The 15,644-nt window shown below is 59.0% G+C and carries 13 protein-coding genes; 5 read left to right on the top strand and 8 right to left on the bottom strand.

Annotated features, from left to right (window positions below):
- Positions 1-209: 209 nt before the first annotated feature.
- From metH to mnmA, 3 genes are all read right to left on the bottom strand, one after another.
- On the bottom strand, positions 210-3,899 hold the full coding sequence (gene metH, locus NY406_RS08655; RefSeq protein ID WP_260533683.1) for a methionine synthase: 3,690 nt from the start codon (positions 3,897-3,899) through the stop codon (positions 210-212).
- 86 nt (positions 3,900-3,985) lie between these two features.
- On the bottom strand, positions 3,986-4,657 hold the full coding sequence (locus tag NY406_RS08650) for an alpha/beta hydrolase (RefSeq protein WP_260633779.1): 672 nt from the start codon (positions 4,655-4,657) through the stop codon (positions 3,986-3,988).
- Between the two features lie 448 nt (positions 4,658-5,105).
- Positions 5,106-6,191 carry a tRNA 2-thiouridine(34) synthase MnmA gene (gene mnmA, locus NY406_RS08645; RefSeq protein ID WP_260533682.1) on the bottom strand — a complete coding sequence of 362 codons (1,086 nt, stop codon included), beginning with the start codon at positions 6,189-6,191 and terminating at the stop codon, positions 5,106-5,108.
- A gap of 207 nt (positions 6,192-6,398) precedes the next feature.
- Between mnmA and NY406_RS08640 the strand changes: the two genes are divergently transcribed.
- Positions 6,399-6,902, top strand: a complete 504-nt coding sequence (locus tag NY406_RS08640) for a GNAT family N-acetyltransferase (RefSeq protein WP_260533681.1) — start codon at positions 6,399-6,401, stop codon at positions 6,900-6,902.
- 46 nt (positions 6,903-6,948) lie between these two features.
- On the opposite strand, the gene mgtE is transcribed toward NY406_RS08640, so the two are convergent.
- Complete coding sequence (mgtE, locus tag NY406_RS08635) at positions 6,949-8,331, bottom strand: magnesium transporter (RefSeq protein ID WP_260533680.1); 1,383 nt, start codon at positions 8,329-8,331, stop codon at positions 6,949-6,951.
- Positions 8,332-8,396: 65 nt separating this feature from the next.
- A complete protein-coding gene (locus NY406_RS08630; RefSeq protein WP_260533679.1) occupies positions 8,397-9,026 on the bottom strand; it encodes a DNA-3-methyladenine glycosylase in 630 nt (209 codons plus the stop codon).
- 109 nt (positions 9,027-9,135) lie between these two features.
- Between NY406_RS08630 and NY406_RS08625 the strand changes: the two genes are divergently transcribed.
- Genes NY406_RS08625 through NY406_RS08610 form a run of 4 tightly spaced genes read left to right on the top strand, consistent with a single transcriptional unit; the run spans position 9,136 to position 12,154 of the window.
- A complete protein-coding gene (locus NY406_RS08625; RefSeq protein WP_260533678.1) occupies positions 9,136-9,933 on the top strand; it encodes a ParA family protein in 798 nt (265 codons plus the stop codon).
- 23 nt (positions 9,934-9,956) lie between these two features.
- Positions 9,957-10,841, top strand: coding sequence for a ParB/RepB/Spo0J family partition protein (locus NY406_RS08620; RefSeq protein WP_260533677.1), 885 nt, complete (start codon positions 9,957-9,959; stop codon positions 10,839-10,841).
- Positions 10,842-10,884: 43 nt separating this feature from the next.
- Positions 10,885-11,634 carry a 4-hydroxy-tetrahydrodipicolinate reductase gene (gene dapB / locus NY406_RS08615; RefSeq protein ID WP_260533676.1) on the top strand — a complete coding sequence of 250 codons (750 nt, stop codon included), beginning with the start codon at positions 10,885-10,887 and terminating at the stop codon, positions 11,632-11,634.
- Position 11,635: 1 nt separating this feature from the next.
- Positions 11,636-12,154, top strand: a complete 519-nt coding sequence (locus NY406_RS08610; RefSeq protein ID WP_260533675.1) for a hypothetical protein — start codon at positions 11,636-11,638, stop codon at positions 12,152-12,154.
- A gap of 135 nt (positions 12,155-12,289) precedes the next feature.
- Here NY406_RS08610 and menE read toward each other — a convergent pair whose 3' ends face one another.
- From menE to menB, 3 genes are read right to left on the bottom strand one after another with little or no spacing between them, the layout of a single operon-like run.
- Complete coding sequence (gene menE / locus NY406_RS08605; protein ID WP_260533674.1) at positions 12,290-13,660, bottom strand: o-succinylbenzoate--CoA ligase; 1,371 nt, start codon at positions 13,658-13,660, stop codon at positions 12,290-12,292.
- Positions 13,648-14,739 carry an o-succinylbenzoate synthase gene (gene menC / locus NY406_RS08600; protein ID WP_260533673.1) on the bottom strand — a complete coding sequence of 364 codons (1,092 nt, stop codon included), beginning with the start codon at positions 14,737-14,739 and terminating at the stop codon, positions 13,648-13,650. The genes menE and menC overlap by 13 nt, the downstream gene beginning before the upstream one ends.
- Positions 14,736-15,557, bottom strand: coding sequence for a 1,4-dihydroxy-2-naphthoyl-CoA synthase (gene menB / locus NY406_RS08595; RefSeq protein ID WP_260533672.1), 822 nt, complete (start codon positions 15,555-15,557; stop codon positions 14,736-14,738). The genes menC and menB overlap by 4 nt, the downstream gene beginning before the upstream one ends.
- Between the last annotated feature and the right edge of the window lie 87 nt (positions 15,558-15,644).

Below are 15,644 nucleotides of genomic sequence, written 5' to 3'. Positions count from 1 at the left end.
TTTTTTGGTAAGGCATGATTTGTCAGTTAAATATTGAGACTTTTCGAGAAGACTGGATTCTTCACTTTGTTCAGAATGGCAAGAACAGGGGGAGGCTGGAAAAAATTTTGGTGAGAATGAGGTTTTACAAAACAAAAGCCCCCGTTTTGAGTCGGGGGCTTTTATTTCGATGAGTTTACTCTCGATGTAAATCTCTCAATGGCAATCCCTTACGCTGGATCGTAGTTCAGTGCGGGCGCGAGCCATTTCTCAGCTTCATCCACCTCAATGCCTTTGCGGTTGGCGTAGTCTTCGACCTGATCCTTGCCAATTTTGCCGAGTGCGAAGTGCTTCGCGGCAGGATTGGCGAAGTAGAGGCCGCAGACTGAGGCTGCGGGGTTCATCGCGAAGGTCTCCGTCAACGTCACGCCTGTTGCCGCCTCGGCATTAAGCAGGTCGAAGATGGTGGCCTTTTCGGTGTGATCCGGGTAGGCGGGGTAGCCGGGGGCGGGGCGGATGCCTCGGTATTGCTCGGCGATGAGTTCTTCTTCGCTGCCGAGGATTTCGCCGGAGGCGTAGCCCCAGAGTTCACGGCGCACTTTTTCGTGCAACATTTCGGCGAACGCTTCGGCGAGTCGGTCGGCGAGGGCCTGCGTCATGATGCGGTGGTAGTCGTCCTGCGCATCGGCGAACTCCTGCAACAGGTTCTGGATGCCGAGTCCGGCAGTCACCGTGAAGCAGCCGATCCAGTCGTTGACGCCGCTTTCGCGCGGGGCCACGAAGTCCGCCAGCGCAAGGTTGGCTTCGCCGTGCTTTTCGCCTTGCTGGCGCAGGGTGTGCAGCACGGTGCGGATCATCGAGCGCTCGTCGTCGGCATAGACGAAAATGTCGTCGCCAATGCTGTTGGCCGGAAAGATGCCCGCCACGCCCTTGATGCCGAGGCGCTTTTCGCTCTCAATGCGGTCGAGCAGAGCGTTGGCGTCGTTGAAGAGTTTGGTTGCCTCTTCGCCTGCCTTTTCATCATCCAGAATCTGCGGATAAACACCGTGCAGTTCCCAGCTCCGGAAGAAGGGCGTCCAGTTGATGTAGGGGCGGAGCACGCCGACGGTGACATCCTCCAGCACGGTAACGCCGGGCTGGGCGGGTTTATCGATGGTTTCGGCCTCCCAGTCAATCGCGAGGCGGTTGTCGCGGGCGGCGTCGAGCGAGACATACTTTTTGGCCGCCGTGCGCTCGGCGTGGCTCTTGCGCATTGCCTCCTGCTCCGCATTGAGCGCCGCGATGTAGCTGTCGCGCTGGGCGGGGTTGCAGAGGTTGCTGACCACCGGCACGCTGCGTGAGGCGTCGAGCACGTGCACCACCGCGCCGCTGGGGTAGCAAGGCGCGAGCTTGACAGCCGTGTGCACTTTCGAGGTGGTCGCGCCGCCGATGATGAGCGGAATCTTCATGCCGAGTCGCTCCATCTCCCTGGCCACGTGCGCCATCTCTTCGAGCGACGGGGTGATGAGGCCGGAGAGGCCGAGCACGTCGGGCTTCTCCTTGACCACCGCATCGAGAATCTTGTCGCACGGCATCATGACGCCGATGTCAACGACGTCGAAGTTGTTGCAGGCGAGCACCACCGAGACGATGTTCTTGCCGATGTCGTGCACGTCGCCCTTGACCGTGGCGAGCAGCACCTTCGCCTTGGCGCTCGTGTCGCAGCTTTTCGCCTTCTCCTCCTCGATGTAGGGCACCAGCACGGCCACCGCGCGCTTCATGACGCGGGCGCTCTTGACCACCTGCGGCAGGAACATCTTGCCCTCGGCGAAGAGGTCGCCGATGTGGTTCATGCCGTTCATGAGTGGGCCTTCGATTACCTCCAGCGGACTCGGATAGAGCTGGCGCGCCTCCTCGGTGTCTTCGTCGATGTAGTCAACGATGCCTTTGACTAGCGCGTGTTTCAGCCGCTCCTCGACCGGGGCGTTGCGCCACTCGGCGGTCTTGGCTTCGGCCTTTTCGCCGCCGTCGCGGATCGTTTCGGCGAACGCTACGAGCCGCTCGGTGGCGTCGTCGCGGCGGTTCAAGAGCACGTCCTCGACATAGACGAGCAGCTCGGGGTCGATGTCTTCGTAGATGCCGAGCTGGGCGGCGTTGACGATGCCCATGTCGAGACCGGCGTGGATGGCGTGGTAGAGGAACGCGGTGTGCATCGCTTCGCGCACCGGCTCGTTGCCGCGGAAGGAGAACGAGACGTTGCTGATGCCGCCCGACACCTTTGCGTGGGGCAGGTTCTGCTTGATCCAGCGCACGCTTTCGATGAAGTCGAGCGCGTAGTTGTTGTGCTCATCGATGCCGGTGGCCACGGTCAGCACGTTCGGGTCGAAGATGATATCCTCCGGCGGGAAGCCCACTTCCTCGGTCAGAATCTTGTAGGCGCGGCTGCAAATCTCGATGCGGCGGTGCAGGCTGTCGGCCTGGCCCTGCTCGTCGAACGCCATCACCACCGTGGCCGCGCCGTACTGCATGATCTTGCGGGCGCGTTCTTTGAACAGCTCCTCGCCCTCCTTGAGGCTGATGGAGTTGACAATGCTCTTGCCCTGGGTGCAGCGCAGACCGTTCTCGATGACCGCCCACTTCGACGAGTCGATCATCACCGGCACTTTGGCGATCTCCGGCTCGGAGGCGATGAGGTTCAGGAACTCGACGATTACCTTTTCGGAGTCGAGCATGCCTTCGTCGAGGTTCACGTCGATCACCTGCGCGCCGTTTTCGACCTGCTGGCGGGCGATGGAGAGCGCTTCGTCGTAGTTGCCCTCCTTGATAAGGCGGGCGAACTTGCGCGAACCGGTGACGTTGGTGCGCTCGCCGACGTTGATGAAGCCTGTGGTTTCGTCCACCACGAGCGGTTCGAGGCCGGAGAGCTTCAGCACATGCTGGTTGACGGGACGTTTCCTCGGTTTGAGGTTCTTGACCGCGTTGGCGATGGCGCGGATGTGCGTCGGTGTGGTGCCGCAGCAGCCGCCGACGATGTTCACGAAGCCCGATTTAGCGAAACCGGCAATCTGCGCGGCCATGTACTCTGGAGAGTCGTCGTACTCGCCGAACTCGTTCGGCAGGCCGGCGTTGGGATAGACGCTGACGTAGCTTTCCGCGATGTTGGAGAGCGCTTCGATGAAGGGGCGCATCTGCTTCGAGCCGAGTGCGCAGTTCAAGCCGACCGAAAGAAGGCTCGGCATGTGCGAAATCGAAATCCAGAACGCCTCGGTGGTCTGGCCCGAAAGGGTGCGTCCGCTCGCGTCAACCACCGTGCCGGAGACCATCACGGGCACCTTCCAGCTGGTTTTCGCGGCGTACTCCTCGATGGCGTAGAGTGCCGCCTTGCAGTTCAGCGTGTCAAACACCGTCTCGACGAGTAGCAAGTCGACGCCGCCTTCGTGCAAGCCTTCGAGCTGGGCGGTGTAGTTGTCCACCACCTCCTGGAAGGTGACGGCGCGGAAGCCGGGGTTGTTCACGTCCGGCGAGAGCGAAAGGGTCTTGTTGGTTGGCCCGATGGAACCGGCCACGAAGCGCGGTTTGTCGGGGGTCTTCGCGGTGAACTCGTCCGCCGCCGAACGCGCAACTTTCGCCGCCGCGATGTTCAGCTCTTTGGTGAGGTGCTGCAAATGGTAGTCGGCCTGCGAGATCGGGTTGGCGTTGAAGGTGCAGGTTTCGACAATGTCTGCGCCCGCGTCGAGGAACTCGCAGTGCAGTGCGCGGATAATGTCGGGCCGGGTGATGACGAGAAGATCGTTGTTGCCCTTCAGCGGATGTTCGTGTGAGGCGAAACGCTCGCCCCGGAAATCCTCTTCCTTGAGGCCATGTCTCTGGATCATGGTGCCCATGGCCCCGTCGAGTACCAGAATTCTTTGCTCGATCAGGCCGTACAAAGTGTCGTTCATGCAGCGGCGGTTGGAGATTGGAAAAAATGATCCACAAGGTAAGCAAAAAAGCGCTCAAATCCCCACTCGCCGGAAGGGTAACCGGGTCACGAAACGAGCCGGTCGATACGCTCCGAAAGCCACGAAGCGAGGAAGTTGAGCGACTCCTGATCGATCTGGTGTGCCATCGGATATTCGCGGTAGGTGAAGTCGGCAATTTTGTCGCGGAGCCACGCATCGGCCTGCCGTCCCCGGTCGATGGGCAACACGTCGTCGAAAAGCCCGTGCTGCACGAGGAACGGCACTTCGGCGAGTCCCGTCGGCAAGGCGTCGGTCTCGGGCCGTCCGTCGGGAAGCTGCCCGCTGAGGGCAATTACGCCATGCAATAGCTCCGGGTTGCGAAACGCCGTCAGGTAGCTCATTACCGATCCCTGGCTGAAGCCCATGAGGAACACTTTTTCGCCGGTTGGCTGGAGTGTCCCGATGAGCTTTTCCAGAAACACCGCGAGTTTGTCGGCCATCTGCCGCGCAGCCTCGCGATCAACAGTAATGCCGCCGGGCGTGAACTCGATCGGGAACCAGCCGTACATCTCCGGAGCGAGCACCAGCGGCGCGCGCACGCTTACGACGCGAAGCCGCGAATCGAGATAGCTTGCCAGGCTGATGAGGTCTTTTTCGTTGCTGCCGTAGCCATGCAGCATGACCAGCAGCGGACTTTGTTCGTCAGGACGGCGGTTGTAATCGAGCCAGGTAAAGGCATCGTTATTGCGCTTGAGCATGAGCGGGTGGAAAGAGGTTATGAATTTAGTCAATGATTCTTTGTAGGAGGTTGTCTCAAAAGGGATGAGATGTCCGAATTTTTCAGATAAAGCTGTTATCTCACGTTTGTCATTCTGAGTCCGACGCAGTCGGGCGAAGAATCCAGAAAGTCAGGTAAGATTCTATCAATTAATCAGTTATCAGTTAACTCCGAAAAAACTGGATTCTTCACTTCGTTCAGAATGACAAGAGGCAAAGACGATGATTCTCAAAAACAGAGTTCGGAATAACCTTTTGAGACAGCCTCAGGGCAATGCTTGAAGAAAGTGATGGACTCTCTCATATTCAGGAGGCATTTATCCCGACGGACATTCATCACCCTTACATTCGATATTGCCCCGGACTTCAGTCCGGGGTTTGCAGGACAAACAAAAAAATCAAGGCTTTAGCCCAATTTCTTCCAATGCTTCATGACTCTTTTTCAGGATTCACCTCGGTAATAATCCCGCCGCCAAGCACCTCGTCGCCGTCGTAGAAGACCACCGCCTGCCCGCAGGCGACGCAAAGCTTCGGCTCGCGGAAGCTCACGCGCGCCCGGTCGCTGTCAAGCGGCTTGACCGTGCAGGCGCTCTGCCGGTCGCGGTAGCGGATTCGCGCTTCGGCGTCGAACGGCGCGCCGGGCGCGGCGATGCCGCTCCAGTTCATGCCGGAGGCGATGAGGCTCTTGCATTCGAGATCGGATTTGCTGCCGACATGGATGCGGTTATGCGCGGCATCGATCGTTGTCACATAGACCGGCTCGCCGGTCGCGATGCCGAGGCCGCGCCGCTGGCCTATGGTGTAGAACGGGTAGCCGCGGTGGTGGCCGATCACCTTGCCTGTCTGATCGACAATCTCGCCACCCGCCACCCGTGCTTCGAGGCCAGGAATCGCGCCGGCGAGGTAGGCGCAATAGTCGTCGTGCGGTACGAAGCAGATCTCTTGGCTCTCCTTCTTTTCCGCCGCGTGAACCCCGAACGAACGGGCAAGCTCCCGCACCTCGGGCTTGGTGTAGCCGCCGAGGGGGAACAGGGTTTTGGCAAGCTCCGCCTGAGTCAGCATCCAGAGAAAATAGCTCTGATCTTTCTCTGGATCGCTCCCCTTGCGAAGCCGCGTCACGCCGTCGCGCAGCTCCGTGCGGGCGTAGTGGCCGGTCGCCACGAGGTCGGCTCCGAGTAGCCGCATCGCCTCGAAAAGCCCGTGCCACTTGACGGTCTTGTTGCACACCATGCAGGGATTTGGGGTCCTTCCGGCGAGATAGTCGTTATGAAAGTAACCGATCACATCTCGGGCGAACTTTGCGCTCAGGTTCAGCGTAAAGAGTGGAAAATCAAATTCTTCGCGGTCGCTGATCCGCATTGTCGATGGCCTTAACACCGGAGCATCGTCCGGAGTATCCAGCACCCGGATGTTCAGCCCCGTTACGCGGAATCCCTGCCGGACGAGCAGGCAAGCCGCCGTCGAGGAATCAACGCCTCCCGAGAGGCCGATGATGACATGTCGCTGTGAGTTCATGGGATGCAGCCTGTTGTTTCGGTAAAACTTACAGATTTTTTTGATTGTGTGGTCGATGTGATAATGATAAAAGAGGGTATCTCTGAAAAGCCGCTCAGAATCTGCGTCGTTTCGCGGAAAACAGGACAGGAAATAGTCAAATTACTTGTTTCCGCAGTGCCCTGTATTTCCCGGAAAAATTTGCTGCGGTATTTGTGGTAAACCTGAATGAGTATCAAAGTGATACCGATCATTACGCCCATGTCTCTTGATGACAGGAGTGCTGTTATCGATATTTTCAACTACTACGTGGAGCACTCGTTTGCCGCTTATCCGGAAAAGGCAGTTCCCTATGAGTTTTACGAGACTCGTCTGAAGTTGTGCCAAGGTTTTCCCAACGGAGTGCTGAGAAGGGAATCCAGTGAAGTTGCCGGTTTTGGAATGCTTCGGCCATACAGTCCGATACCGACCTTTTCGAGGACGGCAGAGATGACCTATTTCATCAGGCAGGAGCATACCGGCCAGGAACTTGGCACTGTCATCCTCGATTATCTGACTGACGGCGGAAAAAAGATGGGTCTCGACAGTATTCTCGCCAGCGTCTCTTCACTGAACGAAGACGGTATGAAATTCCACTTGCGACACGGTTTTGTGGAATGCGGCCGGTTCAGAAATATTGGCCGGAAGCAGGGAAAGGTTTTCGACGTTGTGTACTATCAGAAAATGCTGTAGTGCATCGCATCGGTATTGGTCTGCAACCATCAGCCTCTTGCGCCCTTCACAGCAACACGCCTTTGAGAATCAGCGATGCAACGCTGAAGTAGATGACAATGCCGGTAACGTCCACCAGCGTAGCAACGAATGGTGCTGACGAGGTGGCCGGGTCGAGACCGAGGCGTTTGAGCAGCATCGGGAGCATGGAGCCGGCAAAGGTTCCCCAGAGCACGATACCGATCAGTGAAAAGCCTACAGTAAAACCGATCCGTATCCAGACCTGTGTAAGGTGCCCGAGAATAGCGGCCCACAAGATAACCCGAATAAAGCCAATTGTGCCAAGAATGCTGCCAAGCATCAGTCCCGAAAGGATTTCTCGACGCATTACGTTCCACCAGTCACGGATGGAAATTTCTCCGAGTGAAAGGGAGCGGATAATGAGTGTTGCCGCCTGCGAGCCCGAGTTGCCACCGCTCGATATGACCAGCGGAATGAAGGTCGCCAGCACAATTGCCTTGGCAAGCTCGTCTTCGAAGTGGCTCATTGCCGATGCGGTGAGCATTTCACTGAGGAAGAGCACCACCAGCCAGACGGCGCGTTTCTTGACCAGCTCCGGTAGCGGCACGTCGATGTACGGTTCTTCCAGAGCTTCGATAGCGCCGAACTTCTGGATGTCTTCGGTCTCCTCCTCTTCGGCGACGTCGAGCATGTCGTCAACGGTGACGATGCCGATCAGGTATCCGTTGGAATCGACGACCGGCAGTGCGACCCGGTCGTAGCGTTTGAACGCTTCGAGCGCGTCTTTCTGATCCTGCGTGGCCGTGAGGGTGATCAGCTTGTCTTCGTCGATGATCTCTTCAACCCTCTTGTCAAGCGGCGAGAGCAACAGGTCGCGGGCGAGCATTTCGCCGACGAGCTTGCCGTGGTCGTCCACCGCGTAGATAACGTTCAGCGTTTCGCTTTCATGGCCGTGGGTGCGGATGTATTCGAGTACGCGGCTGATTTCCCAGTCTTTCTTGACGCTCAGGAAGTCCGGTGACATGAGCCTTCCGACGCTGTCTTCGGCGTAGGCCAGCAGCGTCTTGGCGATCTTGAACTCCTTGAACGAGAGCAGCTTGATCAGCTCCTGCGCCACCGGGCCGGGCAGCTCTTCGAGCAGTGCCGTGCGGTCATCCGCCGACATGCTGTTGAGGATGTGCGTGACATCCTTCTGCGTCAGCGCGTTGAGGAGGTTCTGCTGGGCGTCGAAGTCGAGGTACTCAAAGGTTTCGGTGGCTGCGTCCTTGGTGAGCAGCCTGAAGAGAATCGCCTGCTCGTTTTCGGGCAGGTCGGAGATCAGTTCGGCTAGGTCAACCGGGAGCCAGTCGTCGAAGAGGCGTTGCAGGGCGCTGAAGTTCCTCTGCTCGATCAGCTCGCGGATTTCGGGAAGGATTGGAGTGCCGATCATGGTTGGCTTGAGGTTGACTTGATGGATGTTTCCTCGGTAACCGTATGAGCCTAAAAAAAGAAAATTTAACTACTTTCCAACCCCTTTTTCCTCTTTTTTGGCGTCGCACCGGATTGCGTTTTCGAAATGTGCGGTGAACCGGTTACGAACTTCCGCCACGGCAGTTCGGCGCTGCGTGAAATACCGATGCGCGGGCTTGTGCCGATCAGCTCCATCGGGACTTCCGGAGCCTCTTCGAGCCAGCAGATGTCGCCGAGCAGCGACTCGCCATAATGCGCTGGGCCGATCCCGAGCGCCTGGGTGAGCTTGCCGGGGCCGCTCATCAGTGCTCGCTCGTCCGTAGTCTTTCGCCGTTCCTGCATCCATTCGATGCCTTCGATTGGTTCCATAGCCCGGAGCAGGACTGCGCCAGCTATGCCCTCCTGTTCCGAGACGATGTTCGCCAGATAGTGGCAGCCATAGGAGAAGTAGATGTACAGGTGGCCGGGTGGGCCGAACATCACATGATTGCGCTCTGTCATGCCGCGCCATGCGTGGCAGGCCTCGTCGCCATCGCCGAGGTAGGCTTCGGTTTCGACGATCCGCCCTTTGGTCACCCGGCCCGATGCCTCGTGGTGGACGAAAATCTTGCCGAGCAGCCGCTCGGCGAGCAAGATTGTTGGCATCTGGTAAAAATCGGCGCCAAGCCTTTTCATGGGTCGATATTCCTGTTTGCAAAAGTTTATGCAAGTATTATACTAATGAAACGTGTCGCTGAAGAAGATTAACCGCTTGAATATTTTTCATTTCGCTGGCTACGGATACATGGGCAGAGTAATTGCGATTGCAAACCAGAAGGGCGGGGTTGGTAAAACAACCACCTCGGTCAATATTGCGGCTTCCATTGCGATATCCGAATTCAAAACGCTCCTGATCGACATCGATCCCCAGGCCAACGCCACCTCTGGTTTTGGTCTTGAAACCGGTGACGAGATTGAGAACACCTTCTACAATGTGATGCTGAACGGCGGGGATATTCGCGATGCGATCAAGCCTTCCGGTCTCGAATACCTCGACGTCCTGCCCTCGAATGTCAACCTTGTTGGCATGGAGGTGGAGCTGGTCAATATGCGCGAGCGGGAGTACGTTATGCAGAAGGCATTGAAGCAGGTGCGCGACCAGTACGATTACATCATCATCGATTGCCCTCCTTCGCTTGGCCTCATCACGCTCAACTCGCTCACCGCTGCCGATTCGGTGCTTATTCCGGTGCAGGCCGAATATTATGCGCTTGAAGGCTTGGGCAAGCTGCTGAACACCATCAGCATCGTGCGGAAGCATCTCAATCCGAAGCTCGAAATCGAAGGGGTTCTGGTGACCATGTTTGACGCCCGGCTCAGGCTTGCGACGCAGGTGGCCGAGGAGGTCAAGAAGTTTTTCAAGGACAAGGTTTACAAGACCTACATTCGCAGGAATGTCAGGCTTTCGGAGGCTCCGAGCCACGGTATGCCGGCGCTGTTGTACGACGCCCAGAGCATCGGCTCGAAGGACTACCTCGATCTTGCGCAGGAGATCTTCGAGCGCGACGGCAACATCAGGAAATTCAAAGTTCGGCAGCAGTAAGGTGGCCGGTTAATTGTGAGGATATGTCGAAAAAAGCACTGGGCCGGGGGCTGAAAGCGCTGATCTCCGAAGAGGGGTTTGCCGCCGCCGAAAAAGCCGAAGAGACTGAAAAGATGCAGGAGGGCGCGATCGGCAGCCTTCCGGTCGAGAAAATCAGAGTCAATCCATTCCAGCCGCGCCAGACCTTCGAGGAGACGGCGCTCAACGAGCTGCGCAATTCGATCATCGAAAACGGCGTCATCCAGCCGGTGACGGTTTGCCGCGATGGCGACGGTTATCTGCTTATTAGCGGTGAACGCCGGCTGCGAGCGGTCAAGTCCGCCGGATTCAAGTTCATTCCCGCCTATGTCATCGAAGCGCACGAGGACGCCAGCAAGCTTGAACTTGCGCTCATCGAAAACATCCAGCGCGAAGACCTCAACGCCATCGAGGTTGCGCTTGCCTTGCGGAGCCTGGTGACAAAGTGTAACCTCACGCAGGACGAAGTTGCCCAGAAGGTGGGCAAGAACCGCTCCACGGTTGCCAATTTCCTGCGACTGCTGAAACTTCCCCGCCAGATTCAGGACAGCATTCGCACCCGAGAAATCTCCTCTGGCCACGCCCGGGCGCTCATCAATCTGCCGAGCGAGCATCTCCAGCTCAAGGTGTGGCGGCAGATCATGGCGCGGCAGCTTTCGGTGCGCCAGACCGAGGCGCTGGTGGGCAACATGTTCAAAGACAAACCGAAAACGGTGAGTCCGGCTCCAGCACCTCGGGCCGTGCAGATCGACCAGATTGAGAGCCGTCTCAGGGAACGGCTCGCCACCAAGGTGAGTCTCGTCGAAAAAAAGGGGGGGCAGGGCGAAATTCACATCAAATATTTTTCAGGCGAAGACCTCGACCGGATACTCGAACTGATCGGTCAGTGAGTGCCTGAACCAACTACCAGAAGTACAAGGACAAGCTGAGAGTATGAAGATCACTTTGGTCGGCAATGGCCGCATGGGCCGTCAGATAGCCGACGTTGTCGCCGCCTCGGGCACGCATGTCATCAACCGTGTGCTCGATGTCAGCGATACCATTGATGCCGCCGCGTTCAGCGGATCGGATGTCATTATCGATTTTACCGTCAGGAGCGCATTCCTGGCCAACTACCCGGCGCTGATTGCCTCCGGCGTGCCAGTTGTGGTGGGCACCACCGGCTGGGATGACGTGATGCCGCAGGTTTGCGAAGAGGTCAGGGCGGCGGGAAGCTCAATGCTCTACTCGGCCAACTTTTCGCTTGGCGTGAACGTCTTTTTCCGGACGCTGCGCGAGGCTGCGCGCCTGATCGCGCCGTTCGAGCAGTTCGACATTGCGCTCTCGGAGCAGCACCATACCGGCAAGGCGGACTTCCCGAGCGGCACGGCAATCAAGGCTGCGCAGGAGATTCTGAACTCCAATCCCCGCAAGCGCACTATCGTCCGAGAGCTTGAGGACGGCAGGAAGTTGCAGAGCGACGAGTTGCAGGTCGCCTCGATCCGGCTCGGCTCGGTATTTGGCGTTCACTCGGCCATCATCGATTCGGAGTCGGACACCATCGAGCTGACCCACACGGCCAAAAATCGCACCGGCTTCGCCTCGGGCGCAGTTCGCGCCGCAGAGTGGCTTGTCCAGCGCCATGCAACGTCGCCGGGCTTCTACACGATGGACGATTTTCTGAACGATCTTTTTTCTGCCTGAGATGGTCGTCGAAACTGTGCCGGGTCGTCCATCGAAAGCGCCCGCACTGCTCCTCGGAACGGCAGTGCTCGTGCTGACGACGACGCTGCCTTATCTGACGCTGATCAACGCATTTCTGTTTGCCGGTATTATAATTGCCGGAGCGGTGGCGGCGTGGTACTACATCATGCGCAACCAGATCCGGCTGGAGTCTGGCGAAGCCTTCGTACTTGGCGCGATGAGCGGGTTTATCGGCGGCGCGCTGTCGGTGCTTGTCGCATACCTGCTGGAGAAGTGGTTCAGTTACATTCCCGGTCTCGAAAGTCTTCGACTTCTGGTTGCATGGGCAACCAGCATGGCTCCCGAAGACGCCGAAACGTTCCAGCAAATGCTGGCGATGGTGACCGCGCCGAAAGATATTGCTCTCTCTGACCTGCTCGTGAGCATGATTCTGACCGGCATGTTCTACGCTCCCTTCTCGGGTATTGGCAGCCGCCTGACGGTGTTCGTGCTCAAGCGCCAGGCGAGGAAGAAATCGTAGGGGCAGCAGCATCGGTCTTCATTTTTTCCCTCCTCTATGACCTATAGGACTTATGGGACTTATAAGTCCTATGGGCTTTAAAGATTACCATTTCACCGATTGCTCTTCACCGGAGGGCAGCCGCGAGGGCTGCCCCTACAAGCTTCTTTTGTACCACCCCCGGTCGATTTTGGCGGAGCCGATGAGGGTTTGCCATTCCTGAACGCGATGCAGCGCCACCGGCGTTTTGAGCCTGCCGAGCCTGCTTTTGAGGCGGGCAGTGATCGCGGCATCGTCGGGTGCATCGTTTTGCGCTTTGATCCACGCCACTGGTTTCATGCCGTACTCGGCATCGGGCACCGGAACCACCACAGCCTCTTCGATGCCTTCGATTGAGGTCAGCGCTTTTTCGATCTCTTCGGGGTGGATGTTCTCGCCGCCCGAGATGAACATGTTGTCTTTTCTGCCGAGCACGTTTAGCCGCGCGTCCTCCGACAGCTCACCCATGTCGCCCGTGTGGAACCATCCCTCCGAGTCTCTCGCCGTTCGCAATCCGTCGTCGTCGAGATAGCCCATGAAGAGGCACTCGCCTTTGACGAGGATTTCGCCGTCAGGTGAAATCGCAACCTCTCGGTAGGGCAGCACGACGCCGCTGTCGCCCTGCACCTCGGTGACCGGGCTGGGCGAGGTGGTGACCTGCGTGCTCATTTCGGTGGAGCCGTAGGTGAGGTAGAGCGGCACGCGCTCGCGGATCGCCTCTCGAAGCAGCGGGGCGCTGACGGCGCTGCCGCCGAGCAGCAGGGCTTTGAGGCTCCGCAGGCTTTCCGGGCCACCGTCGGTTTGGAGCATCCGGTAGAGCTGCGTTGGCACCAGCGAGAGGTGGGTGACAGGGAAGCGAACGAGTGATTCGGCGAGCGACGCCTCCGGCGCGGGAACGGCGAGCGCACCGCCGTCGATGAGACACTTGTAGAGCATCGAGTAGCCGCCGACGTGGTAGAGCGGCAGCGAGAGCAGCCAGCAGTCGCCCGGCCCGAACGGCAGATTTTCGCCGGAGCCTTTGGCGCTGTAGTAGTGGTTTGAGAAGCTGTGCATCGCAGCTTTCGGCTTGCCAGAGCTGGCCGAGGTGTGGATGATCGAGACGGGCCGCTCCATCTCTGTTGCGGCGCTGAAGCTCGCGTTCGTCAGGGCGAGAGCGGCGGCGACGAACGCTTCGAGCGCCGTCGCGTCGAGTGTCATCGCCGGATTCAGCCGCGCGATCACGCCCTCGATGTGGCTTTCCGGAAAGCGGTGGTTCACCGGTGCAGCGACGGCGCCCATGCGCATGAGCGCCATCAGCGCGAGCACGAGCGCCGTGCTGTTCGGCGCGACGAACGCGACGATGTCGCCGCGCCGGATGCCGTTCGCCTCGAACGCGGCGGCGATGCAAGCCGTGTCGTCATCGAGGTCGGCAAAGCTCCAGCGCCGTTCGTCGGTTATGATGGCGGGTTGGCTGCTGAAGGTTTGTGCAGCTTTGGCTACAAGGTCCATGATTTCACGATTTCGATCATTTCGGGTCTCACGCGCAAACTGTCGCGCCATGCGCGGGCGGGGTCAGCGAAACCCTCCGGCGCGGAAAAGGGCGTTTCGGTGAGGTCGCTGGCGAGGAAGCTTGCCGTGTCGAGGCCGGAGGCCGCCGGAGCTGGCGACGAGACGGCGGCCAAGAGCGCGTAGATGCCCAGGCTGACGCTGCTCTCGAAGGCAGAGCTGAAGACCGCCTGCAAGCCCATCCGCTGCGCTTTCGCCGCGAAGTCGAGCGATTTTGCGATGCCACCGATGCAGTTTGGCTTGAGCACGAGCGCGCCGAGCGGTTCGGGGCCGATCTCGTCCAGCAGCTCCGGACGCTGCCAGAGCGACTCGTCGAGCGCCGACGGCAGGCCGGTGGCGGCGTGGAATTCCGGAATCAGCGCCGCGTCGGTCAGCGGCTCCTCGATGTATGAAATGCTGCCGTTCGGCAGGGCTTTGCCGAACCTGAGCGCCTCGTCGAGTTCGAGTGACTGGTTCGCGTCGAGCCGCAATTCCGCCTTTCCGCCGAACGCTTCGTGAAGTGCGCGGATGCTCGCAATGGCCTCGTCAAGCTGCCCTTTGCGCACCTTCAGCTTGAACGCGCGGAACCCCTCGGCGTAGCGCTTCGTCGCGCGGTCGAGCACCGCCTGTGCGTCACCGGCCAGCAGCGCGTTGACGGGAATCATCGATGCTGGCGGGAAGGCGGCGGGGAACGACGGAAGCGAGCCGGATTCGACTGCTTCGAGATTGATGAGCGCCATTTCGATGCCGGTTGCCACCGACGGTGGTAACGCAGCCTCATCGATCAGGCGTCGCCGTTTATCGGGCGTGTTCTGGTCGAGCCGTGAAAGTTCTGGAAGGAAGACGGTGAGCGCTTGCAACGCCTCGTCGAGCGACTCGGCATGCAGGCCAGTGAGGGGGGCGACTTCTCCATATGCGGTCGCCTCCTCGCTTTTCAGGCGCAGGAGCAGCCCCTCGCGTTTGGCGAGGAGCACTCCGCGGACGGTGACCGGCGCGGTGAAATCCATTTCATACCAGCAGATTTCGGCATGAAGTGGCTTCACGGGTGTTTCGGAAATTTGCTGAAATCGGGTTTGCGCTTCTCGACGAAGGCGTTGCGGCCTTCCTGCCCCTCTTCGCTCATGTAGTAGAGCAGGGTGGCGTTGCCCGCAAGCTCCTGCAAACCGGCCTGACCGTCGCAGTCGGCGTTCAGCGCGGCCTTGAGGCAGCGGATGGCGAGCGGCGAGTTGGCGAGAATTTCGCGGCACCACTGCACGGTCTCCTCTTCGAGCCTTTCGAGCGGCACGACGGTGTTGACCAAGCCCATGTCGAGCGCCTCCTGCGCGTTGTACTGGCGGCAGAGGTACCAGATTTCGCGGGCCTTTTTCTGGCCGACCAGACGCGCCATGTAGCTCGCGCCCCAGCCGCCGTCGAACGAACCGACGCGCGGGCCGGTCTGGCCGAAGCGGGCGTTCTCCGCCGCGATGGTGAGGTCGCAGAGCATGTGCAACACGTGGCCTCCGCCGATGGCGTAGCCCGCCACCATTGCGATGATCGGCTTCGGGCAGGTGCGGATGTCTCGCTGGAAATCGAGCACGTTGAGCTTGTTCACGCCCTTTTCGTCGGCGTACCCCGCGTTGCCGCGAATCTTCTGGTCACCGCCGGAGCAGAACGCGAGGTCGCCCTGGCCGGTCAGGATGATGACGCCGATCTGGCTGTCGTTACGCGCATCCTGCAACGCCTCGATCATCTGATCCACCGTCTGTGGGCGGAACGCATTGCGCCGCTCCGGGCGGTTGATGGTAATTTTGGCAATCCCCTCGGCCTTGTGGTAGAGAATGTCGGAGTACTCCCCGGCAGCAATCCAGTTGACTGTGCTCATATGTGAAATCTCGATGGTCGTTGATGAAAAACGGTTTTGTCCTGATGGCAGAAAAAAGATTTTAAATATAAACAATCCCGTTGCCCT

The organism is Chlorobaculum sp. MV4-Y, assembly GCF_025244685.1.
Taxonomy (GTDB): domain Bacteria; phylum Bacteroidota; class Chlorobiia; order Chlorobiales; family Chlorobiaceae; genus Chlorobaculum.
The sequence above is the reverse complement of the archived record's forward strand: the minus strand, read 5'-3'. Positions and strand labels throughout refer to the sequence as shown.

What these genes read in the sequence shown, in the direction of transcription:
- mnmA (WP_260533682.1), bottom strand. Translation starts at nt 6,191, where the DNA reads ATGAACTCACAGCGACATGTCATCATCGGCCTCTCGGGAGGCGTTGAT.
- NY406_RS08650 (WP_260633779.1), bottom strand. Translation starts at nt 4,657, where the DNA reads ATGCTCAAGCGCAATAACGATGCCTTTACCTGGCTCGATTACAACCGC.
- NY406_RS08640 (WP_260533681.1), top strand. Translation starts at nt 6,399, where the DNA reads ATGAGTATCAAAGTGATACCGATCATTACGCCCATGTCTCTTGATGAC.
- menB (WP_260533672.1), bottom strand. Translation starts at nt 15,557, where the DNA reads ATGAGCACAGTCAACTGGATTGCTGCCGGGGAGTACTCCGACATTCTC.
- mgtE (WP_260533680.1), bottom strand. Translation starts at nt 8,331, where the DNA reads ATGATCGGCACTCCAATCCTTCCCGAAATCCGCGAGCTGATCGAGCAG.
- menE (WP_260533674.1), bottom strand. Translation starts at nt 13,660, where the DNA reads ATGGACCTTGTAGCCAAAGCTGCACAAACCTTCAGCAGCCAACCCGCC.
- NY406_RS08625 (WP_260533678.1), top strand. Translation starts at nt 9,136, where the DNA reads ATGGGCAGAGTAATTGCGATTGCAAACCAGAAGGGCGGGGTTGGTAAA.
- NY406_RS08630 (WP_260533679.1), bottom strand. Translation starts at nt 9,026, where the DNA reads ATGAAAAGGCTTGGCGCCGATTTTTACCAGATGCCAACAATCTTGCTC.
- dapB (WP_260533676.1), top strand. Translation starts at nt 10,885, where the DNA reads ATGAAGATCACTTTGGTCGGCAATGGCCGCATGGGCCGTCAGATAGCC.
- NY406_RS08610 (WP_260533675.1), top strand. Translation starts at nt 11,636, where the DNA reads ATGGTCGTCGAAACTGTGCCGGGTCGTCCATCGAAAGCGCCCGCACTG.
- metH (WP_260533683.1), bottom strand. Translation starts at nt 3,899, where the DNA reads ATGAACGACACTTTGTACGGCCTGATCGAGCAAAGAATTCTGGTACTC.
- NY406_RS08620 (WP_260533677.1), top strand. Translation starts at nt 9,957, where the DNA reads ATGTCGAAAAAAGCACTGGGCCGGGGGCTGAAAGCGCTGATCTCCGAA.